Origin of the sequence: Pseudomonas sp. RIT-PI-q, from assembly GCF_001297125.1 — a bacterium.
In the GTDB taxonomy this organism is placed as follows: Bacteria; Pseudomonadota; Gammaproteobacteria; order Pseudomonadales; family Pseudomonadaceae; genus Aquipseudomonas.
On the sequence record NZ_LHPC01000017.1, the window covers coordinates 233,234 to 254,289 of the forward strand.

The window sequence follows — 21,056 nt, forward strand, 5'->3', positions numbered from 1 at the left end:
AGTTTCCAGAAAACAAATGCCACCGTAACCTGAGCACATCCCCACCTTGCAGGACGGTGCCATGACCAACATTTCCAGCCTCACCCATGCCATTTCGATCAATCCCGCCACAGGTGAACAGATCGGCCACTACCCTTTCGAATCCGAATCGGCGCTGCAAACCGCATTGGCGCGTGCCGCTGCCGGCTTCCGCGTCTGGCGGGCCAAACCTGTTGCGCAACGCTCGCAGCTGTTGATTACCCTGGCTCAGGTACTGCGCGACAACGCCGAAAAAATGGCCACGATGATCACCCTGGAAATGGGCAAGCCGATCGCTCAGGCGCGCGGTGAAATTGAAAAGTGTGCGCAGCTGTGCGAGTGGTACGCCGAACACGGCCCGGCCATGCTCAGCGCCGAACCGACACTGGTTGAAGGTGGCAAGGCGCGCATCGAGTATCGCCCGCTCGGCCCGATTCTCGCGGTGATGCCGTGGAACTTCCCGATCTGGCAAGTCCTTCGCGGCGCCGTTCCAGCGTTGATCGCCGGCAACACCTACGTGCTCAAACACGCCCCCAACGTGATGGGCAGTGCCTATCTGTTGTTGGAGGCATTCAAACAAGCGGACTTCCCCGAAGGCGTGTTCGAGGTCATCAATGTCACGCCCGACGGCGTCTCCACGGCGATCGCTGATCCACGCATCGCGGCCGTTACTCTCACCGGCAGCGTCAGGGCCGGTATGGCCATCGGCGCCCAGTCCGGTGCAGCGTTGAAGAAGTGCGTGCTGGAACTGGGCGGTTCCGATCCCTTCATCGTGCTCAACGATGCCGACCTCAACGAAGCCGTCAAAGCCGCCGTGATTGGTCGTTACCAGAACACCGGGCAAGTCTGCGCAGCTGCCAAACGGCTGATTGTCGAGCAAGGCATTGTCGAGGAATTTACCCGCAAGTTCGTCGAAGCCACCCGACAGCTAGTCGTCGGCGATCCATTGGCTGCCACCACTTACATCGGCCCGATGGCGCGTTTCGACCTGCGTGATGAACTGGATCAACAGGTACGCGACACCCTGGAAGAAGGCGCAACGTTGCTGCTGGGTGGCGGCAAGGCTGAAGGGCCTGGCAATTTTTATCAGCCCACGGTGTTTGCCGATGTCACCGATCAGATGACCTCGTTCAAACAGGAACTGTTCGGGCCAGTGGCGTCGATCATTACCGCACGCGATGCCGACCATGCGCTGGCGTTGGCCAATGACAGCGAATTCGGACTCGCCTCGACCATTTACACACGCAACGTCGAGCTGGCCGAGCAGATGGCCGACCAACTGGAAACCGGTGGTGTATTTATCAATGGCTACTGCGCCAGCGACCCGCGCGTCACCTTTGGCGGCGTGAAGAAAAGCGGCTTTGGCCGCGAGTTGTCGCACTTCGGGGTACGCGAATTTTGCAATGCCCAGACCGTGTGGCTCGATCGGCGCTGATTGCGCTTCAACCGTCCACTGTAGGAGCAAGCTTGCTCGCGATGGACCCACAGGCACCGCGTATACAGTGTTAAAACACGTCATCGTTAACGACCATCGCGAGCAAGCTCGCTCCCACATTGGATCGTGTGTCTCCGGACAACCCGGCCAACTGTAGGAGCGAGCTTGCTCGCGATGAACCCACAGGCACCGCGCATACCCTGTCAAAACACGTCATCGTTGACGACCTTCGCGAGCAAGCTCGCTCCTACAGTTGGGCGGGTTGTCCGCACGAACGTGGTCGAAAGGCCGAATCTCCCGCCACCAGAAATGGCAAAAAACACCACCCTCCGTGAGCAGTTCTGGCATAGGCCAACACCCTCGCCGTCTCTAGACTCGCCCCCCATAACAAGTGCCAAAGCGCACCCGACTCCAGGCCTGCCCCAGAGGACCCCACATGCCCCCAACCGATATCTTCGTCATCAGCGCCGTCCGCTCGGCCATCGGCAGCTTTGGCGGTTCGCTCAAAGCCGTCCCGCCGATTCAATTGGCGACCGACGTCTGCCGCGCCGCCATCGAACGTTCAGGCCTGGCACCTGAGCACATCGGCCACGCCGTGATGGGTCATGTGATCCCGACAGAAGCACGTGACGCCTACATCTCCCGAGCAGTGGCGATGAACGCCGGCCTGCCGAAAGAGACGCCAGCCTTCAACGTCAACCGCCTCTGCGGTTCCGGCCTGCAAGCGATTGTCAGCGCCGCACAAAGTCTGATGTTGGGCGACACAGTCGCTGCACTGGCCGGCGGTGTCGAGTCCATGAGCCGTGGCGCGTATCTGTTGCCGCAGGCGCGCTGGGGCGCACGGATGGGCGACATGCAAGCCATCGACTACATGCTCGGCGTGCTGCAAGACCCGTTTGCCGGTTTCCACATGGGTATCACTGCGGAAAACATCGCCGAACGCTACGGCATCACCCGCCAGGCCCAGGATGAACTGGCGCTGGTCAGCCAACAACGCGCTGCCCGAGCCATTGCCGAAGGCCGGTTCGCCGGGCAGATCGTGCCGATCGAAGTCGCGACCCGCAAAGGCACCGTGACGTTTGCGACAGACGAACATGTCCGCGCAGAGGTCAATTTCGAGCAGCTGAGCAAGATGAAACCGGCCTTCAAAAAAGACGGTAGCGTCACCGCCGGCAATGCATCGGGCCTCAATGACGGCGCCGGCGCACTGATCATGGCCACCGGTGAAATGGTTCGCGAGCACGGCCTCAAGCCGATGGCCCGAGTGGTGGGTTACGCCCATGCCGGTGTTGAGCCGGAACTGATGGGCCTGGGTCCGATTCCTGCCACACGCTTGGTACTCAAGCGCGCCGGTCTGACGGTTGCCGACCTGGATGTCATCGAGTCGAACGAAGCCTTCGCGGCGCAGGCGTTTGCCGTGGCACAAGAACTGGGCTTCGACCCTGAGAAGGTCAACCCGAACGGTTCGGGTATCTCGCTGGGCCACCCGGTGGGCGCGACCGGCGCGATCATCGCCACCAAAGCCATCCATGAATTGCACCGCGTCCAGGGTCGTTATGCCCTGGCCACCATGTGCATCGGCGGCGGGCAAGGCATCGCCGTGTTGTTCGAACGCGTCTGATCAGCCAAAACACAAACGGCGCCCGTTACGGGCGCCGTCTCGTTTTAGCGCAATGGCATCAGTGCGCGATGCACACCGATTTCAGCTCGGTGTACGCCTCGATCACCGCGCGACCAAACTCGCGACCCATGCCGGATTGCTTGACGCCACCAAACGGCATCGCCGGGTCGAGCAGCACATGGGCGTTGACCCAAACCGTACCGGCTTCGATGCGCGGCACCAGGTTCATCGCTTTGCTCAGGTCGTTGGTCCACAGACTCGCGGCCAGGCCGTAACGATTGTCGTTGGCCAGGGCAATCACCGCGTCTTCGTCGTCGAACGGCATCACGCCCAGCACCGGACCAAACACCTCTTCACGGGCCACGGTCATGCTGTGGTCGATGTCGGCGAGAATCGTCGGCTGCACATAGAAACCCTCGCCTTCCAGCAACTCGCCCCCCGACACCACGCGCGCACCTTCCTGCCGAGCCAGCTCGATGTGCTTGAGCACCGCTTGTTGTTGCTTGCGCGACACCAGCGGGTTGATCGCCGCGTCGCCGTTCATGCCCGCGCCAATCGGCATGGCGGATACCGCCGCCGCAAGGCCTTCGACAAACTGGTCGTGAATCGAACGATGCACATAAAAGCGCGAGGCCGCTGCGCAGACCTGGCCGTTGTTCAACAGGCCACCGAGGATCGCGCCCTGAATGGCTTTGTCGATGTCGGCATCCGCCAGCACGATCATCGGGTTTTTACCGCCCAGTTCCAGCGAGAACCGCGTCATGTTTTCCATGCACGCCACGCCGACACTTTTGCCCACGGCGGTGGAACCGGTGAACGACACTTTGCTCACCAGCGGATGCGCGGTCAGCACGCCACCGACCGAAGCGCCGCCACCGGTCACGACGTTGAACACGCCTGCCGGAATGCCTGCTTCGAGGGCCAGTTCGGCCAGGCGCATGGCGGTCAGCGGCGTCTCCATGGCCGGTTTGATGATCACCGTGCACCCGGTGGCCAACGCCGGCATCAGCTTCCAGGCAGCGATCAGCAGCGGGAAATTCCACGGCACAATGCCGACCACCACCCCCACCGGTTCACGCTTGGTGAACGCCGTGAACTTCGCACCCGGCGGCAGCGGAATCGACACATCAAAGGTCTGCCCTTCGATCTTGGTGGCCCAACCGGACATGTAGCGCATGAACTCCACGGTGGCGTTCAGGTCCAGCGCGCGGGCCATGTTGATCGACTTGCCCTGGCTCAAGGTTTCCAGCTGGGCCAGCTCTTCGGCATGTGCCTCAACCAGCGCGGTGAAGTTCAGCAGAATGCGTTCGCGGTCCGCCGGGCGCAAACCGGACCAGACCCCGGATTTGAACGCGGCATGGGATGACTGCACGGCGCGCTCGACCACTTCCAGCGGCGCATCCAGGGTTTCGCAGAGCGTTTGCCCGGTGGCCGGGTTGACCACGGCGATGCCTGGCCCTTCGGCAAACACCCACTGACCCTCGATAAAGCAGCCATGACGACGGTCGAGGAAGGCAGCCACCTGCGGCAGAATTTCAACGTTGCTCATAAATCACCTTTGGTTCAGACGCGTTGTTCAGCCAGCTGACCGGCCGATTACTGTTGTTCTTTGAGGAAACACACGACCGCCTGGCGATCGTCTGCAGAGGCCAGGCCCATGTAGGGCATGTAGGTCCCCGGCACGAACGCCTGGGGTTGAGCGATGAGTTGCGCGATGTTCTCGGCCTGCCAATTGATGTCTTTGTTGCGCATGGCCTGGGAATAGTTGAAGCCTTCCAGCGAACCGGATTTGCGCCCCCCCACACCCGCCAGGTTCGGCCCCATCATGCCGGCCATGCCCTTGGTCACCGAGTGGCAAACCGCGCATTCATTGGCAAATACCTGAGCACCGTGGCCCTGGTCCGGCGCACATTCCGCCGCGAGTGCGGCTTGGGCCAGGGTGAATGAAAGCAAACCGATGATGGGCAAGCGCAGCGAAGTGAGCATAAGAGAAAGACCTTGGAAATCCGTGCGCTCGTCGGAGGAGCGTCAACACTGGAAGGCCGATGCAATGGAGCATCGGCAGGGTTGATACGGATTGTCGATGCTCAGTAACAGGCGGGGTTTGCCCTGCGTGCCAGTCGTATTGGCAAGGCTGCCAAACCACCACCAAAAGCCCCCGTACGGGGGGCCTTGTTTCAAATTGGCAAGCACAGCCAACTCTTTGGCAACCACACAAAAGGTCGAAAAAGTTCTGCGCCGTAGTATCGAAAAAGACCGCAAACCTGCGTTCAAGAACAAGAACGGATGCCACACATGCTCAAGTCCCCCTTGCTTCGTCTCTCGACGCTCGCGCTGATGATCAGCGCCGGCCAGGCCAGTGCCTACGAACTGTATGCCGATGACGACAGTCACCTGAACGCCACGCTGGAAGCGGTATTCGGCATTTTCCACAGTCAGGAAAACTACGCGTTGTCCGGCCGCCTCGACGAAGGCTCGTCGTCGTGGCGTGAGGGTTATATCAAATATGGCCTGAGCTTCGACAAGGGCCTGGCCGGGGTGGGCACCGCGTATGGCGCGGCGAACCTGCTCAGCTCCGGCACCTGGGGCGACGGCGACGCCGCAGGCTTCAGTGACGGCTCGGAGCGCACCACCAAATTCGAAGACGCCTACCTCGGCTGGCGCTCGGGCAAACTGTTCGACGTGCTGGGTGAGGGCGGTATCGACCTGTCCTTCGGCCGCCAGAACATTGTGGTCGGCGATGGTTTCCTGATTAACGGTGACGCGCTCAACCTCGGCAAAGGCCTGGCCGACGGCGAATTCAACCGTGGCGGCGCCTATTGGCTGGCCGCGCGCAAAGCCTTCGACGAGACCGCCGTGTTGCGTCTGGGCGGCAAGGAGGGCTGGCGTGGTGATTTGATGTGGTTGAAATCAGACAACCGCGCCCAGGCCAAGACCGAAATGTACGTCGGCACACTCGAACACGTCGCCGAAGCGGGTACGGTCGGCTTGACCTACATCGACAGCACCGATGTCGACGAGCAATTTGCCTCCCCGGCACAACTTGAACGCGACGGCATGAAGACCTACAGCCTGCGCGCGACAGGCAATGCCGGAGTGAAAAACCTGTTCCTGTCCGGTGAATACGCCAAGCAGGACAAACCTCATACCGCCACGGAAGACGCCTGGTATCTGGAAGCCGGCTGGACCTTTGCCGACGTGGCCTGGACGCCGTATGTCAGCTACCGCTACAGCCGGTTTTCGGAAGGCTACGACACGCTGTTCTACGGTTTCAGTCGCGGTTTTGGCACTTGGTTCCAGGGTGAAGTCGCCGGCAACTACGCCGGCCCGTTCAACACCAACTCGCGCATTCAGAACGTCACCCTGAAAGTCTCGCCCCTGGAAAACCTGACGGTGGGCGCGATGTACTTCAACTACGACACCCTCGACCGCAACCTCGGCAACACCGACGGCCACGAAGTCGACCTGTATGCCGAATGGCACGTCAACGAGCACCTGACGGTGATGCCGCTGGTGGGCCTCTACCAGCCGGACAAGAGCGCCGAGCAGGGTGGCACCCAACTGGGCAATAACGACAAAAACCTCTACAGCCAAGTGATCTTCGCCACGACTTTCTAACACCACGCCGCAACACGATCCTTGTAGCAGCTGGCGAAGCCTGCGTTCGGCTGCGCAGCAGTCGTAAAACCTGAGCACGCGGTCTTCCTCACAAACCGCGTGCTCTGATTTCACGACTGCTGCGCAGCCGAACGCAGGCTTCGCCAGCTGCTACAGGGATTGCGTTGGGTTTCGAGGAAAAAGGCCTTTCCCATGCACATTAAATTCATGACGATCCAAAGCAAGATCGCCCTGCTCGCCGGCCTCTGCCTGCTGCTGGTGGTGGGTTTGCTGATGGGGTTGTCGCTTTACCAAACCCATCAGAGCAGCCAACAAGTGGCCCAGGCCAGCAGCGCGATGCTGGTCGATGCGGCCAAGCAACACATGCAAGCCCTCGGCAACGTGCAGGCCATGCAAGTGCAACGCACCTTTATGCAGACTCACGAATACGGCCAGGGGTTGTCGCGTTACTTGCTCTACTTGAGGCAGCTGCAACACCAGGGCAGTCTGACCCGCCCACAACTGCGCCAGGCACTGAGCACACAGCTTCACCAGGCCCTGATCGACAAGCCCGACCTGCTCGGGCTTTATGTCATTTTCGAACCCGACGCGCTAGACGGCGCCGACGCCGGTTTCGCCGATCAAGCCGCCCTGGGCAGCAACGAGACCGGGCGCTTTGCCCTCTACTGGGTACAAAGCCAACCCGGCGAACTGCAAGCGGTGATCGGCGACGAAGCACTGCTCGCCAACACCTCCCCCGGCCCCAGCGGCGCACCGTATAACGCCTTCTACACCTGCGCTCGCGACACGCGTCAGGCCTGTGTGCTGGAACCGTATTTCGACGAGGCCTCCGGTAGCCGCAAACTGGTCACCAGCATCGCGTTTCCACTGATGGACAACGGCAACGTCATCGCCGTGGTCGGCCTAGATATCAACCTCGCCGCCCTGCAACACAACAGCGAAGCCAGCGCGCATCAACTGTTCGATGGCCATGGGCAGATCAGCATCGTCAGCCCGCGCGGGGTGATTTCTGCCAACAGTCAGGACGTCAACCGCCTCGGCCAAACGCTGGACAACGCCGAGGTGATGGACACGTTGCGCCAGGGCCAACCGAAGGTATTTGTCGACCGGCAACAAATCAACGTGCTTGAACCGCTGGCACCGATTGCCGGTGCGGCGCCGTGGGGGGTGTTGGTGGGCGTGCCGCAAGATGTGCTGCTGGCACCGGTCACCACGCTGCAAAAGGAACTCGATGCGCAAGGTGTGCAAAGCACTGCGCTGGAGCTGCTGTTGGGCGCAGGCTCCGCCCTGCTCGGTCTGCTGTTGATTTGGTACACGGCTTTTCGCATCACCCGGCCACTGCAAATACTGACTCGGGTAATGGAGGACATTTCTCTGGGCGAAGGCGATCTGACCCGGCGCCTGGAGGTGCAATCAAGGGATGAGATCGGCCAGTTGGCGACGGCCTTCAATCGCTTTGTCGAACGCATCCATCAGTCGATTCGCGAGGTGTCTTCAGCGGCGATAGGCGTGAACGAAGGGGCCAAGCGCGTGCTGTTGGCCTCCAACTCGTCGATGAGCAACTTCGATGAGCAATCCACGCGCACCAACAGCGTGGCCGCCGCGATCAACGAGTTGGGCGCTGCTGCCCAGGAAATCGCCCACAACGCCTCCGATGCCTCACAGCAGGCCAGCGCTGCACGGCAACAGGCCGAAGACGGTCGTCAGGTGGTGGAACGGACGATTCAAGTGATGAACGAACTGTCCGGCAAAATCAGTGCGTCGTGCGTCAACATCGAAGTGCTCAACAGCAAAACCGTGAACATCGGGCAGATCCTCGAAGTGATCAAGGGCATCTCCCAGCAAACCAACCTGCTGGCCCTTAACGCGGCGATTGAAGCCGCACGGGCGGGTGAAGCGGGCCGTGGGTTTGCGGTGGTCGCCGATGAAGTGCGCAGCCTGGCCGGACGCACCCAGGCTTCGGCGCTGGAGATCCAGCAGATGATCGAAGAGCTGCAAGTGGGCGCGCGAGACTCTGTCACGACCATGACCGAGAGCCAACAACACAGCGAGGAAAGCGTCAGCATCGCCAACCTCGCCGGCAAACGCCTGAGTAGCGTGACGCAGCGCATCGGTGAGATCGACAACGTCAACCAGTCGGTCGCTGCAGCAACCGAGGAGCAAACCTCGGTGGTTGAGGCGTTGAACGTGGACATCACGGAAATCAACATGCTGAACCAGCAAGGGGTGGACAACCTGCAATCGACGTTGCAGGCCTGTACAGAGCTGGAGCGGCAGGCTGACCGACTCAATCAGTTGGTGGGCAGTTTTCGTATCTGAATTTGATGTTGCCTGACCCACCGCTTTCGCGGGCAAGTCGGGTCGCCGCATCGCTCGCTCCTACAAGGTCATGGCGCTCACAAACATTGTGAACGACCGGAAACCTGTAGGAGCGAGCGATGCGGCGACCCGACTTGCCCGCGAAGGGGCCATCACAGGCGATCACCCATACTGCAAAACGCCACAAAACCTGTGGGAGCGGGCTTGCCCGCGAAGAACGATAACGCGGTCCCTCAGCAATGCGCGCCCGCATGCTCGAGCCGGTGAAACAACCGGTTGAAATACACCAGGCTATCGCCCTCCCCGCGCACACCGACGTGGTCCAGCTCCACAAACATCACCGAGTGCGACCCCACTTCCTTGCACTCGCTGATCCGCCCTTCCAGCTGCACCAGGGCATCTCGCAGCACCGGCACGCCCAGATCGCCGCCATCCCACAGGTCCCAGGCAAATCGTTCGGCCATCGGCACCTGGGTCATGCCGGCGAAGTGCCGCGCCAGTTCCTCCTGCTCGCCACACAACACGTTGACGCACAGACGGCCATTGGTGCGGAACACATCATGGGTCGCGCTCCCTCGATTCACGCACACCAGCACGGTGGGCGGTGAGTCCGTCACCGAGCACACGGCGCTGGCGGTAATGCCGCAGCGCCCGCCCGGGCCGTTGGTGGTGATGATATTCACCGCCGCAGGCAGCTGCGCCATGGCGTTGCGAAAGTCGATTTGCTGCTGGCTCAGGTCGGCCATGTCGGTGCCCCTTCCTTCAGGAGGACCGCCGTTGCGCGGCCCAAAGTGATGGAACAAGATTACGACCCGGCGGGTAACGCCACTATCCTGACGATCCCCATGCCGAGGTTGGCTTTCCGCTAGTCGACTAGGTGGTTTCTTTATCGTCACGGGCCGCCGCAGTGGGTATTCTGCTCACTGGCTCCGATGAGAGCTGATGTCTGGCGCAGCGTGCACGCGTGCGAAAACAATAATTAGAAACTCTCGTGGCAGTCCCTGATGGAAATCCGCAAACCGATTGTTTACATCGTTGATGACGACAAAGACCTGCGCACCTCGCTGGCCTGGTTGCTGGAGTCGGTCAGCGTGCAAGCGCAATGCTTTGCCGGCGCTGAAGAGTTCCTCAGCCAGTACGATCCGAAGCAGCCGGCGTGCCTGGTGCTGGATGTGCGCATGCCGGAGACCAGCGGCTTTCAGCTGCAGGAAATCCTCAACCAGCGCGGCAGCACCTTGCCGACGATCTTCGTGTCCGCTCATGGCGACATTCCGATGTCCGTCACCGCGATGAAGAACGGTGCACTGGATTTCGTTGAGAAACCGTATAACCCGCAGCAAATGATCGACCGCATCCAGGCCGCGCTGAAGACGGCCGTGCATGCCCAGGCCGATCAGCAGCAGCGCCAGCACCTGCAAGGCAAACTGGCACTGCTGACCAGCCGTGAACGGGAAGTGCTGATGCTGGTGGTGGATGGCAAGGCCAGCAAGGTGATCGCCCGGGAGCTGAACATCAGCGTCAAAACCGTTGACGTGCACCGGACCAAGATCAAGGAAAAGATGGGCGTGACCAGCATCGCCATGCTGGTCCGTGAAGTGCTGCACCTGCCGGCCGATGAGCCAACACGACACTGAGGCCAACACTCATTGGTAGCAACTCTGCGAGGCTTTGTAGCAGCTGTCGAGCTTGCGAGGCTTTGTAGCAGCTGTCGAGCTTGCGAGGCTGCGTTCGGCTGCGCAGCAGTCGTGAAATCAGGCGACGCGGTGCATCAGTGAGCCCGATCACTCAGGTTTTACGACTGCTTCGCAGCCGAACGCAGCCTCGCAAGCTCGACAGCTGCTACAAAGCCGAATGCAGCCTTGCAAGCTCGACAGCTGCTACAAAGCCGAATGCAGCCTTGCAAGCTCGACAGCTGCTACAAAGCCGAATGCAGCCTCGACAGCTGCCACAGTCAGTTCTGGCTGTAGCGCTTGCGATAGGCACCCGGTGATACGCCAAAGCGCGATTTGAACGCCGATGAGAAGTAGCTGGAATCGGAGAATCCCCAGGCATAACACAGCGCCGAAAGCTTCTGCTCAACGTGCGAGCACCGCAGGTTTTCCGCGCAGAAATCCAGGCGTCGGTGCTTGATGTATTGCGCCACCACCAGGCCGCGCTTGGAGAACATCCGGTACAGCCCACGCACCGAAATCCCCACCTCCCGGGCAATCAGCTCAGGGCACAGTTCTTCGGCGCTGAGGTGTTCGTCGATGTAGGCGATGATTTTGCGAAACTGCCGCTCATGGGCGTCCCCGCCACCGTCGCGGGCGCTGATTCCCGGCAAGAGCAGGCTGACCAGCGCATCGAGGACCGCTTCGCTTTCCTGCATGTCCAGGCCTTGGTGTTGCCGGGTATCGAGCACCAGTTTATTGGCCATCGCCGCCAGCGGCGTGTCGGCCGCGATGCGCGTGGCGCAGTTGACGGCGTTGAAGTGCGAACCGCGCTCGACCACCTGGCGCGGCAGGATCAGCGACAACTGTCGGGAATCATCGTTGTAGGTCATGTCGCTCGGGCGGCAGGCATCGATCAGCGCGATGTCGCCGGTGCCGAGTCGAGCGCGATTGTCACCCTGTTCCAGCTGCGAGCTGCCGCGCATCTGGAACACCGCGTAGTAGTGGCCGTCGCTGCTGATACTGACGTCCTTGCTGGTGCGATACAGGTGCACGTGCGCCATGTCGACGACACTGAGGTTGATCGCGCCACTTCGAAACTCCGCCAGCTCACCGTAGAAATCGGTGTCCAGCGCGCGAGCATCGAAACGCCCGCAGGCCTGGTTGACCTGGCTCAACCAATGTTCGAACGCCTCGTTGCGCACCGCCGAAGAAGTCATCATCACTGCAAAGCCTCACGCGTGTTTTATTGTTATTTTTCGACCGCTTCGTCGAGCGGTTCGGCAAATGTTCCGACCCTGGCTGTCTCCTCCTTCGACGGCCGCCGGAGCGCCATTCAACAGGCTCCGGCGTTGGCTTGCCAGCGTTCCGTGCAGTTAAATGTCCAATACCAGACGAGCGGAAACGGCGCGGGAAACGCAGGCGCAAATCTGCTTGTTGGCGGCCTTCTCCTTGTTCGATAAACAGTTGTCGCGGTGCTCCGGCACACCGTCCAATACCTCGACGATGCAAGTGCCGCAGATACCCTCGCGGCACTCGGTGTCGATGTCGCAGCCATGGGCCTGCAAGACGTCGACCAGGCTGGTGTTGGCCGGCACCTGGAGCACCACGCCGGAGCTGGCCAGCTCCACTTCGAAACTGCCAGTGGGGGCGCTATTCGCAGCCGGATCGGCCTGGAAGTGTTCGAGGTGAATGAAATCGTCAGAGCGGCTGCGCGAGGCCACTTCCACCACTTTGTTCATGAACGGTGCGGGTCCGCAGGTGTAGACGTGGGCGGCACTGCCCGCCTGGTTCAGGCACTCGCTCAACGCGGCATCCATATCGCCCGGCTCGACGCCGTAATGGAATTGCACATGCCCGGCAAAAGTCTGCGCCAATAGCGCGGAAAATGCCGCGTACTCCGGCGAGCGCGCAAAATAATGCAGGCGCCACGGCTGGCCAGTTTCCGTCAGCCGATAGGCCATGCTCAGCAGCGGCGTCACGCCGATGCCGGCGGCGCACAGCACGTGTTCGGTGGCCGTCGGGTCGAGGCGGAACAGGTTGCGCGGCGCACCCATTTCCAGCTCCATGCCCTCTTGCACCTGCTCGTGCAGCGCAATTGAGCCACCGCGTGATTGCGCTTCTTTCTTCACCGCCACCAGATACGCGCGGCGGTCCTGCGGCGGGCTGCACAGCGAATACTGGCGGGTCACCCCGGTCGGCCCGGTCAGGTCGACGTGGGCACCCGGTTCATAGGTGTCGAGCGGCTGGCCGTCACTGCGCACGAGGCGAAAGGAGCGGATATCCAGCGCTTCGTCGACGATCCTTTCGATCTTCACCTTCATCATTGCATCACCTGAAATACGGTTGTTTTTGTTGTCATGGCGCCGGTGGGCACCCTGCTTTTAACGTGGCGAACCACGCATTCTGTAGGAGCTGGCTTGCCAGCGAAGGCGGCCTTGAAATGTGTATCGCCGGTGAGGGCGCCTTCGCCGGCAAGCCGGCTCCTACAGGGGGTTGTTGCGGTCTTGAAATGTGTATCGCCAGTGAGGACGCCTTCGCCGGCAAGCCGGCTCCTACAGGGGGTTGCTGAGGCCTTGAGTCATGGATCGCCAGTGAGGATGGGTAAGTCGACTCAGCGCATGAACAATCCGCCGTTGATGTCCAGGCACGCGCCGGTGACCGATATAGCGTTATCGGCAATCAGCAGCAGCACGCTGTCAGCAATAAACGTCGGATCGCCCAGCGTCCCCGCCGGGATCATTTTCAGAATCTGTTCCAGGCGCTCCGGGGCTACGGTTTCGCGCACCACCGGCAAGTCCAGCGGGCCCGGTGAAATGCTGTTGACCGTCACCCCTTGCGGCGCCAATTCCCGGGCGAACACTTTGGTCAGCGTCGCCACACCGCCCTTGGCCGCCGCGTAATGCGCGCCTGTGGCCGTGCCACCGTTCTGCCCGGCGAGGGAGGCGATGTTGACGATCCGGCCAAAACCGCGCTCGGCAAAGTGCGCGCCGAACACCTGGCACGCGACAAAGGTGCCGCGCAGGTTAATCGCCATCGACTCATCGAACTCCTCCGGGGTGATGTCCATCAGCGCCGCGACTTTCGACACACCGGCGTTGTTCACCAGAATGTCGGTGCCGCCCCAACGCTCGGCGAGCACATCACGGGCCCGCACGAAATCGGCTTTGTTGCGCACATCCAGCTCAATGGCAACGGCACTCGCACCGCTACTATCAAGCTCCAACGCCAGACGTTGCACACCGTCGAGGCGCACATCCGCCAGGCCGACGCGATAACCCGCAGCATGCAAACGGCGAGCAATGCATTCGCCAAGACCGCGCGACGCGCCGGTCACCAGGGCTACTCGGTTCATGGTGTTGGCCCTCACAGCAGGAAGCCGAGCGCACTGAGGCTGTCGGTGGAATTGATCAGGCGCACGACCTTGCGTTCCAGGGTCGCGACACCGTCGGTGAAGCGAATGCGGTGGTTCAAGTCGGCCACGAACGGCGTGTGCACCCCGCGCTTGTAGGCGTACAGCAACTGCGCGGAATTGACTTCAACAAGGTCCCCCGCCGCTTCCACCAAGCGAAAACGCGAGACGCTGCGCACGGTTTTCGCCGCGTCCACCGCCGACGGCGAGTAGCCGGCGGTCAGGCGTTCAATGCGCAAATCACGCATGCGTGCATCGTCATAGGCGTAGTTGAGCGTGGCTTCGAAGTCCTCGGTGTCCGGATCGATCGGCACGATGTAGCGGCCGTTCTCACTCCACAAGGTCGCCCATTCGGCGTAGTGCTTGTGATCGAGCAATTCGGCTTCACGCCAGATGAATTCGATGGCCTGGGCCAATGGGCCGGAAAAACCGTTCAGGGTGTCGTGATTGCTCATTGGCTCATCATCCTTTTCCACATGTCATAGGCACCGCGCATGCCGCCCTCGTCGGTGGCGTGGGAGACCTTGTCGCCGTTTTCGGCGGTGATTTCGCGATTGAGGCCGCGATTGACCAGGATTGGCGCATCGACGCCGGCATACGAACCCCGCTGCACGCGGTCCCAGGCTTCGGCATCGTCAGGGCTGCCGAAACCGAACGGGCCCTGGAAGTGTTCGTGAATGCGCATGCGTTCGCGGTTGGCGATGTCCGGGCCGCCGTCCATGCCGAGGGCGACATGACGGATCTCGGTTTCTGTCACCGACACCGGACGCAGCACGCGGAAGAACGACATCGACATCGCCACGTTGGGGAACAGATTGAGGTTGAACCCGGCACCGTGCAGCGAGCGCACGATGCGCCGGACCTGTGCCGGCGCCATGGTCTTCGACAATTCTTCAGTCACATGCGCGAAGCGTTCCTGCAACTGCTCGGTGCCGTCGTCGTGATCGAGATCGACGTGTTCCGGCACCATCACCATCACGCTGTGGCCGTTGCCCAAAGCATGGGTGACGGCGTGTTCGTCGGTCATGAACGAGAGCATTTCCGAGGTTTCTGCGTCCACCGACGACATGAACGACTTGTGCACGATCGGGAAGTGATAACCGTCGGTGGTGTTTTCCAGCTGGATCTTCCAGTTGCCCTTGAAGCTGAACTTGTGTTCGCCCTGGGTCTTGATCGGGTAGCCGGCGCCCTGCTTCATGAACAGGTCCATCCAGTGTTTTGCACCGCCGAGGAAATCTTCCAGCGGTTCGATCTCGTCGTTGTAACTGGCGAAGACCATGCCGGCGTAGCTTTCGACCCGCAGGCTGGTGAGCGGCAGTTCGGACTTTTCCAGGATGCCTTCGTAGCCGTCCGGGTAAGGCAGCGCGCGCAGCTTGCCATCCAGGCCGTACGACCAACTGTGATACGGGCAGGTGAAACCAGTGGCGTTGCCTTTGTGTTTTTCGCAGACGGTGGCGCCACGGTGCCGGCAGCGGTTTTCCAGGACATTGATCTGGCCCTTCTTGTCACGCACCACAATCACCGGGCGACGGCCGATGGTCGCGGTCTTGAAGTCGCCGCTGTTGCGCACTTCGCTTTCGTGGGCGACCCACACCCAGGTGCGGTAGAAAATCTTTTCCAGTTCGGCTTCGAACAGCGCCGGGTCGTTGTACAGCGAGACGTCGACGCGGTCGTGCTTGACCAGTTCGTCCGGGCTTTTCGACGTTGCGATCAGCCGGTATTCATGAGTGCTCATGCGGTTCTCCTCATGGCTTTTTTATGACTTGTTTTTAGGAATGCATGCTGTGTTGCAGTTGCGCACCGAAGGCGCAGACCACTTCGTCTTGACCTTTACGGCCGACAATCTGCAGGCCGACTTTCAGCCCGCTACCTTTCAGTTCCACCGGCACCGTCAGCGCCGGATGGCCGCTGAGGTTGAAAGGCCGGACCAGCGGCGTCATACCGGCCACGGCTTTGCTGGCGCTGCGGGCTTCGATCAGCGTCGGCGGCAGGCTGGGCATCGTCGGCAACAGCAGCACTTCAAACTGCTCCAGCGCGGCATCCACTTGCTGGCTGAAACGTGCGCGGACTTTTTCGGCTTGCGCCAGCTCCACGGCATCGGTGCGACTGGCGGCCAGCAGGCGCTGTTCGACATCCGCACCGATCAGGCCCTTGCCGGTGAGGTGACCGAACGCCGCCCAGTTTTCAACATTGATCACGCTCAGGCCGGCGGCAAACGCCGCTTCGAATTCACTTAAATGCAAGCTGCTGCGATGCCAACCGGCACGGTCGGCAGCTGCATAGAGGCAGGCTTGCAACAGCGGATCGCAGGCCACTTCGAGAAAGCCCACGCGGGCATTGCTCGACGGCAAGCCCTGGGCGTGGAAACCCGGACAGATCACCTGCATCGCAGCGATCAAATCGTCCATGTCCACCGCGAACGGCCCCACGCAATCGAGGCTGGAAAACTGCGGATGCGCACCGACACGGCTGACCCGCCCATAAGTCGGCTTCAACCCGGCAATGCCGCAACAGGCCGCCGGCACCCGCACCGAGCCGCCGGTGTCGGTGCCGATGGCGATGTCCGCCAGGCCCGCCGCGACCGCTGCTGCCGAACCACTGGACGAACCGCCCGGCACCCGATCCGGCGCCTGTGGGTTGATCGGCGTGCCGGTCCAGTCGTTGATCCCGGTGACGCCAAACGCCAGCTCATGCAGATTGGTTTTGCCAACGATTTGCCAGCCAGCGGCGAGGATCGCGTCCACCACGTCGGCGTTACGGGATGCCGGCGCGGCATCGGCAAACGCCCGGCTGCCCGAACGGGTCGGATACCCGGCAATGTCGATCGAGTCTTTGATCGCCACCCGTTTGCCGCTGCCACCGAGTAAAAATTCGCTGATAAACGTACTCATGCGCCCAGCCTCGTATTGAACAAGCGTTGCGTACGGAAATGTGCGATCAGCCAGACCCCGTCGACACAACGGAAATCGATGTTCAGCCGTGTGCCAAACAGTTCGCTGCGCCCATCGGCGTAGGTGGAAATCTGCTGCATGATCCACTGCCCTTGCGCCGTGCTGCCGTCGACCACGATCGACTCGCTGGTGAGGTAATGCAGATTCAGGCGAAAGTGCTCCGACGGCGGCAAATAGCTGCCAACAAACGCCGCCACGGCATCACGTCCTTGATGCTGGCCAAAGGTCTGCGCGGTGGCACTGCCGACGCCTTCCCAGATCGCATTGACGCAGAACAATTCAGCCAGTTCGCGGACCTGGGTCGCGGCCCTCGGCACATCGCACAGGTCCATGTAGCGCGCCATCAAGCGGCGCACCTGGCTCTCCCCTTCGAGCGTCTGCAGACGCTGCAGCAAGGCCTCGTTCATGACTTACACCTTGGCCGCGTCGGGGATGGTCAGCGGACGACCGATGCGCGCTTCGACCTTGGCGTAGCGCCACAGGCTGTACTCGTTCACCGGCGTGGTGCGGAACAGGTTGCAGGCGTCGATCACCGATTGGTGGCAGTCGACGTCGGCCATGATGTAGACGGTCCACGGCGAGGTGGTGGACGGCCCGACCATCAGCCGGTCATCGTCCATCGCGCCCAGCACGGTGATGCCGGGCATGGCGCCGAGCGAGCCCATCATCTGGCTGAAACCCTTCCACACGGCCAAGCCTTCGCCGGTGGGCAGGTCGAAAAAGTTCTGGGTGATGCCGATGCAAAAGACGACGCGCAACGGTTCTTGGGTGGTCTGGGTCATGGGTGTTGATCCTTGGATAGAGGGTTCAGATGTAGCCAGGGAATGGCGGCACGCCGAGGAACACCGAGCCGGCGCCGTCGTACAGGCCTTCGCTGAGGAAGGCGTGCTGAGTGACCACCATCGCGTCGCGCAGGTAGCGTTGCAGCGGATGGCGCAGGTAAATCGCGGTGGTCCCGGCGAGGCTGTAGGCGCTTTGCACCACAGCGGCGCCGGCCTGGGAAACGTGGATCGCGGAGAGGCGCAACAGGCTGGTTTGTTCGGCGGTGACCGGGTTGCCGGCGAGGATCGAATGCCACACCTGCTCGGTCGCGCCGTAGAAGAAGCCGCGCGCGGCACTCAGTTGCGCTTCGGCTTTGGCAATCTCGATCCGCACATAGGCGCGATCGGCCATTTTCGGTGCGCCGGTGATGCCACTGCCGGCCGCCATGCGGCTGACTTCATCGAGTGCCGCACGGGCCAGACCGAGGTTGACCACCGCCAACACTTGCGCGGCGTAGGCAATCGACGGGTAGTGGAACAGCGGCTCATCGATGGTCGAGGCACCGCCGCGAATGAAGGTCCAGCGCTCGTCGACGCGTTGATCGGTGACGCGCAGGTCATGGCTGCCGGTGCCCTTGAGGCCGACCACGTCCCAGTTTTCGACAATGTCGACCTGCGCCGGCCGGAACACCGCCGTGCGCGGCTTGCCGCCAGCGGCGCCGATGCCGACACCGAGCAAGTCGGCGCCTTTGCAGCCGCTGGCAAATTTCCAGGTGCCGTTAACCTGCCAACCACCCTCGACGGCTTCGGCGGGTTGCAATGGAAACAAGCCACCGGCAAACACCAGACCGGGGCTTTGTGCGTAGATTTCGGCGAGGGGTTCTTTCGGCAACGCGGCGAGATAGTCACCGGCGCGGCCGAAGCTGGCGACCCAGCCTGCGGAGCCGTCGGCTTCGGAGATGCGTTCGATCATGTGCAGGAATCGCGCGGGGGCCAGGGCGTCACCGCCAAAGCATTTCGGCGTGGCGGCGCGGTAGATGCCGACCTGCTTGAAGCGTTCGATCATGTCCCGTGGCACGTGGGAGCCGGCGTCGAATTCGTCCCGACGTTGGCGCACTTCATCCAGTACCTGCGCAAAGAGCGGGCTGTCGACGACATCTTCGTCGACGCCGGGCAGAGCGTCTTGTTGCGCGACCGCTGAACGCAGCATGGGCTTTCTCCGTTTTGCTTATTGTTAGTGGGCCGAACCGCACCGCTACCTGTAGGAGCGAGGCTTGCCCGCGAACCAGGCACTGCGGTCTCTCAAGTCGACCGCGTCATCGTTCTTCGCGGGCAAGCCTCGCTCCTACAGAGGGATACGTGGGGGCCCTGTGCATTGAGGTCCAGTGTAAAAACCGCATCGGGTCGCCACTATTGGGGCGTGCAGCCCCTTGGCTAAAGAAATCCCCTAGCCCGCCCCCGGTTACTTCTGAGCGCATCCCCACGCGCAAGCCGGTATAAAAAGCCATACTTCAACCGACACCGGTTGTTGACCCCTCTGCCGCCAAGGGCTGCGCGATGTATCTGCCAAAACCGAACGATTTCTACAGCCTCATCGAAGCCATGCCGTTGTGCATCATTCTTCACGATGCCCAGAGCAAGGAGATTCTCTGGGCCAACAGCGCCGCCCTGAAAGCGCTGGGCTTTACCCTGGAAGAACTCACGCCACTGAAAGCCCCGGACATGACCCGCGACGCGCCCAAGTACCGGCGCTCGGTGGGTTTGCGCTGGCTGGAGGGCGCCGCACGCACGGGCCAGCGCGCCATCGAGTGGTGTTACCGCTCCAAGCAAGGGGTCGAGATTTTGTCCGAGGCGGTCGCCACCCTGGTGCACCTGGACGGGCGCGACGTGCTGATGGTGCAGTTCCGCGACATCTCCAAGGAAGACAAGGTCAAGCGCGACCTCAAGCGTTTCGAAAGCCGCCTCAAGGCCTTTATGCAGGACCTGGCCGAAGGCGTCGCGGTGCTCGGGCCCCAGGGGGATATCCGCTTTATCAGCGATTCCGCCGCGCACCTGTTGAAGGGAGAGGAACATGAGCTGGTCGGCGAAAACTTCCTCGCCTGGTGCGACGACGCTTCGCGCCAGCGCCTGCTGCAACAACTGGCCAGCGAAACGCCTGAGCACGCGCCGTTCAGCGTGCATTACCAGGTGCAACGGCGTGACGGCGAGTGGCGCTGGCATGACGCGACGTGCCGATTTATCGAGATTGAAGACGACCTGGTCGGCCATCTGCTGCTGTTTCGCGATGTCACCGAGCAGGTGCAAGCCGAAGAAGCGCGACGTGTCAGTGAGCAAAAACTCGAGTACCTGGCTCGCTACAACGCGATGGGCGAAATGGCCGTGGCGATTGCCCATGAGCTGAGTCAGCCGCTGGCGGCTACCCGCAACTTCATCGAAGGCGCGGTGATTCGCCTGGGCAAGGATCAATCCACTGATCAGGGCGTCGCCTGGGGTTTGCAGAACGCCGTGCGGCAAATCGAGCATGCGTCGCTGATCATCAAAAGCGTGCGCGATTACGTGGTCAAGCTGGAGCAGTCCGAGGAGCGGATCGACCTCAATGAGCTGCTGCGCGAAACCCGCTACTTCATCAGTTTGCGCGCCGATCCGAGCCGGATCCGGGTTGAAATCGTGACCAGTCCCGAGCCGCTCTGGGTGAGCTGCGAGAAGGTGCTGATCGGTCAGGTCATCCTCAACCTGGCCTTCAACGCGATTGAGGAAATGGCTGACCTGCCCATCGAGCGACGTGTGTTGCGCATTCAGGCCAGCCGCGACAAAGACGTGGCGCTGGTGCGCATCGAAGATCGCGGTCGCGGCATTCAGGCCCAGGCGCAAGAGAAGCTCTTCGATGGCTTCTTCTCCTCCAAGGTCAGCGGCAACGGCATCGGCCTGGCGCTGTGCAAAAACATCATCGGCCGGCATCGCGGCGATATCTGGGCGCAAAACCTTGAGCCTTGCGGCGCGGTGTTCACCTTCTCCCTTCCCCTGTCCTCCCCGGACTTGTAGCAGCTGCCGAGCCCGCGAGGCTGCGTTCGAGGACGCAGTCCTCGCCAACCCTGCACACGCGGTTTGCCTGAAAAACCGCAGTGCATGGTTTTACGACTGCTTCGCAGCCGAACGCAGCCTCGCAGGCTCGGCAGCTGCTACAGGGCGCCATCCCCCGCGATAACAGTGATTTTCTGACACTGGCACAGACACACAAACACTTGGCAGCCACAGCAATTCTCCGGTTTTCC

Annotated in this window: 17 protein-coding genes and 2 pseudogenes; 7 read left to right on the forward strand and 12 right to left on the reverse strand. The window is 61.6% G+C overall.

What is annotated here, in order from left to right; genetic code table 11:
• Window positions 1-61: 61 nt before the first annotated feature.
• Window positions 62-1,453, forward strand: a complete 1,392-nt coding sequence (locus tag AEQ67_RS04970) for an aldehyde dehydrogenase family protein (RefSeq protein WP_059402776.1) — start codon at window positions 62-64, stop codon at window positions 1,451-1,453.
• 436 nt (window positions 1,454-1,889) lie between these two features.
• The gene (locus AEQ67_RS04975) at window positions 1,890-3,074 is read left to right on the forward strand and encodes an acetyl-CoA C-acyltransferase family protein (protein WP_059402777.1); all 1,185 of its coding nucleotides are present in this window, start codon (window positions 1,890-1,892) and stop codon (window positions 3,072-3,074) included.
• A 58-nt stretch (window positions 3,075-3,132) separates the two neighbouring features.
• Here the strand turns inward: AEQ67_RS04975 and AEQ67_RS04980 are convergent, their stop codons facing one another.
• Together AEQ67_RS04980 and AEQ67_RS04985 are read right to left on the reverse strand one after the other, a co-directional pair.
• Window positions 3,133-4,623 (reverse strand): aldehyde dehydrogenase family protein, encoded by a 1,491-nt coding sequence (locus AEQ67_RS04980; RefSeq protein ID WP_059402778.1) that lies wholly within the window; start codon window positions 4,621-4,623, stop codon window positions 3,133-3,135.
• Between the two features lie 47 nt (window positions 4,624-4,670).
• A complete protein-coding gene (locus AEQ67_RS04985; protein WP_059402779.1) occupies window positions 4,671-5,060 on the reverse strand; it encodes a c-type cytochrome in 390 nt (129 codons plus the stop codon).
• A gap of 309 nt (window positions 5,061-5,369) precedes the next feature.
• On the opposite strand from AEQ67_RS04985, the gene AEQ67_RS04990 reads away from it, so the two are divergent.
• From AEQ67_RS04990 to AEQ67_RS36655, 3 genes and pseudogenes are all read left to right on the forward strand, one after another.
• The gene (locus AEQ67_RS04990; protein ID WP_059402780.1) at window positions 5,370-6,692 is read left to right on the forward strand and encodes a hypothetical protein; all 1,323 of its coding nucleotides are present in this window, start codon (window positions 5,370-5,372) and stop codon (window positions 6,690-6,692) included.
• Between the two features lie 411 nt (window positions 6,693-7,103).
• A pseudogene (locus AEQ67_RS36650) lies at window positions 7,104-8,156 on the forward strand (HAMP domain-containing protein); the annotation flags it as partial.
• Between the two features lie 258 nt (window positions 8,157-8,414).
• Window positions 8,415-9,011: pseudogene (locus AEQ67_RS36655) on the forward strand (methyl-accepting chemotaxis protein); the annotation flags it as partial.
• Between the two features lie 233 nt (window positions 9,012-9,244).
• Here AEQ67_RS36655 and hpaC read toward each other — a convergent pair.
• Window positions 9,245-9,757 (reverse strand): 4-hydroxyphenylacetate 3-monooxygenase, reductase component, encoded by a 513-nt coding sequence (hpaC, locus tag AEQ67_RS05000; protein WP_059402782.1) that lies wholly within the window; start codon window positions 9,755-9,757, stop codon window positions 9,245-9,247.
• A 258-nt stretch (window positions 9,758-10,015) separates the two neighbouring features.
• Here hpaC and AEQ67_RS05005 point away from each other — a divergent pair, with 258 nt between their 5' ends.
• The gene (locus tag AEQ67_RS05005) at window positions 10,016-10,645 is read left to right on the forward strand and encodes a response regulator transcription factor (RefSeq protein ID WP_059402783.1); all 630 of its coding nucleotides are present in this window, start codon (window positions 10,016-10,018) and stop codon (window positions 10,643-10,645) included.
• A gap of 317 nt (window positions 10,646-10,962) precedes the next feature.
• Here AEQ67_RS05005 and feaR read toward each other — a convergent pair whose 3' ends face one another.
• From feaR to AEQ67_RS05050, 9 genes are all read right to left on the reverse strand, one after another.
• Entirely contained in the window at window positions 10,963-11,883 is a 921-nt protein-coding gene (feaR, locus tag AEQ67_RS05010) for a transcriptional regulator FeaR (protein ID WP_059402784.1), read from the reverse strand.
• Between the two features lie 153 nt (window positions 11,884-12,036).
• Window positions 12,037-12,987 (reverse strand): PDR/VanB family oxidoreductase, encoded by a 951-nt coding sequence (locus tag AEQ67_RS05015; protein WP_059402785.1) that lies wholly within the window; start codon window positions 12,985-12,987, stop codon window positions 12,037-12,039.
• Window positions 12,988-13,274: 287 nt separating this feature from the next.
• A complete protein-coding gene (locus AEQ67_RS05020) occupies window positions 13,275-14,015 on the reverse strand; it encodes an SDR family NAD(P)-dependent oxidoreductase (RefSeq protein ID WP_059402786.1) in 741 nt (246 codons plus the stop codon).
• An 11-nt stretch (window positions 14,016-14,026) separates the two neighbouring features.
• Window positions 14,027-14,527, reverse strand: coding sequence for an aromatic-ring-hydroxylating dioxygenase subunit beta (locus tag AEQ67_RS05025; RefSeq protein WP_059402787.1), 501 nt, complete (start codon window positions 14,525-14,527; stop codon window positions 14,027-14,029).
• On the reverse strand, window positions 14,524-15,807 hold the full coding sequence (locus AEQ67_RS05030; protein WP_059402788.1) for an aromatic ring-hydroxylating oxygenase subunit alpha: 1,284 nt from the start codon (window positions 15,805-15,807) through the stop codon (window positions 14,524-14,526). Before AEQ67_RS05030 ends, AEQ67_RS05025 begins: the two co-directional genes overlap by 4 nt.
• A gap of 34 nt (window positions 15,808-15,841) precedes the next feature.
• On the reverse strand, window positions 15,842-16,963 hold the full coding sequence (locus tag AEQ67_RS05035; protein ID WP_059402789.1) for an amidase: 1,122 nt from the start codon (window positions 16,961-16,963) through the stop codon (window positions 15,842-15,844).
• Window positions 16,960-17,430, reverse strand: coding sequence for a nuclear transport factor 2 family protein (locus tag AEQ67_RS05040; RefSeq protein WP_059402790.1), 471 nt, complete (start codon window positions 17,428-17,430; stop codon window positions 16,960-16,962). Before AEQ67_RS05040 ends, AEQ67_RS05035 begins: the two co-directional genes overlap by 4 nt.
• 3 nt (window positions 17,431-17,433) lie before the next feature.
• Window positions 17,434-17,805, reverse strand: coding sequence for a hypothetical protein (locus AEQ67_RS05045; RefSeq protein ID WP_059402791.1), 372 nt, complete (start codon window positions 17,803-17,805; stop codon window positions 17,434-17,436).
• A 25-nt stretch (window positions 17,806-17,830) separates the two neighbouring features.
• On the reverse strand, window positions 17,831-18,994 hold the full coding sequence (locus tag AEQ67_RS05050; protein WP_059402792.1) for an acyl-CoA dehydrogenase family protein: 1,164 nt from the start codon (window positions 18,992-18,994) through the stop codon (window positions 17,831-17,833).
• A 347-nt stretch (window positions 18,995-19,341) separates the two neighbouring features.
• Between AEQ67_RS05050 and AEQ67_RS05055 the strand changes: the two genes are divergently transcribed.
• On the forward strand, window positions 19,342-20,826 hold the full coding sequence (locus AEQ67_RS05055; protein ID WP_059402793.1) for a PAS domain-containing sensor histidine kinase: 1,485 nt from the start codon (window positions 19,342-19,344) through the stop codon (window positions 20,824-20,826).
• Window positions 20,827-21,056 lie beyond the last annotated feature (230 nt).

Coding starts and splice junctions, on each gene's coding strand:
- AEQ67_RS04970 (WP_059402776.1), top strand. CDS start 62: ATGACCAACATTTCCAGCCTCACCCATGCCATTTCGATCAATCCCGCC.
- AEQ67_RS04975 (WP_059402777.1), top strand. CDS start 1,890: ATGCCCCCAACCGATATCTTCGTCATCAGCGCCGTCCGCTCGGCCATC.
- AEQ67_RS04980 (WP_059402778.1), bottom strand. CDS start 4,623: ATGAGCAACGTTGAAATTCTGCCGCAGGTGGCTGCCTTCCTCGACCGT.
- AEQ67_RS04985 (WP_059402779.1), bottom strand. CDS start 5,060: ATGCTCACTTCGCTGCGCTTGCCCATCATCGGTTTGCTTTCATTCACC.
- AEQ67_RS04990 (WP_059402780.1), top strand. CDS start 5,370: ATGCTCAAGTCCCCCTTGCTTCGTCTCTCGACGCTCGCGCTGATGATC.
- hpaC (WP_059402782.1), bottom strand. CDS start 9,757: ATGGCCGACCTGAGCCAGCAGCAAATCGACTTTCGCAACGCCATGGCG.
- AEQ67_RS05005 (WP_059402783.1), top strand. CDS start 10,016: ATGGAAATCCGCAAACCGATTGTTTACATCGTTGATGACGACAAAGAC.
- feaR (WP_059402784.1), bottom strand. CDS start 11,883: ATGATGACTTCTTCGGCGGTGCGCAACGAGGCGTTCGAACATTGGTTG.
- AEQ67_RS05015 (WP_059402785.1), bottom strand. CDS start 12,987: ATGATGAAGGTGAAGATCGAAAGGATCGTCGACGAAGCGCTGGATATC.
- AEQ67_RS05020 (WP_059402786.1), bottom strand. CDS start 14,015: ATGAACCGAGTAGCCCTGGTGACCGGCGCGTCGCGCGGTCTTGGCGAA.
- AEQ67_RS05025 (WP_059402787.1), bottom strand. CDS start 14,527: ATGAGCAATCACGACACCCTGAACGGTTTTTCCGGCCCATTGGCCCAG.
- AEQ67_RS05030 (WP_059402788.1), bottom strand. CDS start 15,807: ATGAGCACTCATGAATACCGGCTGATCGCAACGTCGAAAAGCCCGGAC.
- AEQ67_RS05035 (WP_059402789.1), bottom strand. CDS start 16,963: ATGAGTACGTTTATCAGCGAATTTTTACTCGGTGGCAGCGGCAAACGG.
- AEQ67_RS05040 (WP_059402790.1), bottom strand. CDS start 17,430: ATGAACGAGGCCTTGCTGCAGCGTCTGCAGACGCTCGAAGGGGAGAGC.
- AEQ67_RS05045 (WP_059402791.1), bottom strand. CDS start 17,805: ATGACCCAGACCACCCAAGAACCGTTGCGCGTCGTCTTTTGCATCGGC.
- AEQ67_RS05050 (WP_059402792.1), bottom strand. CDS start 18,994: ATGCTGCGTTCAGCGGTCGCGCAACAAGACGCTCTGCCCGGCGTCGAC.
- AEQ67_RS05055 (WP_059402793.1), top strand. CDS start 19,342: ATGTATCTGCCAAAACCGAACGATTTCTACAGCCTCATCGAAGCCATG.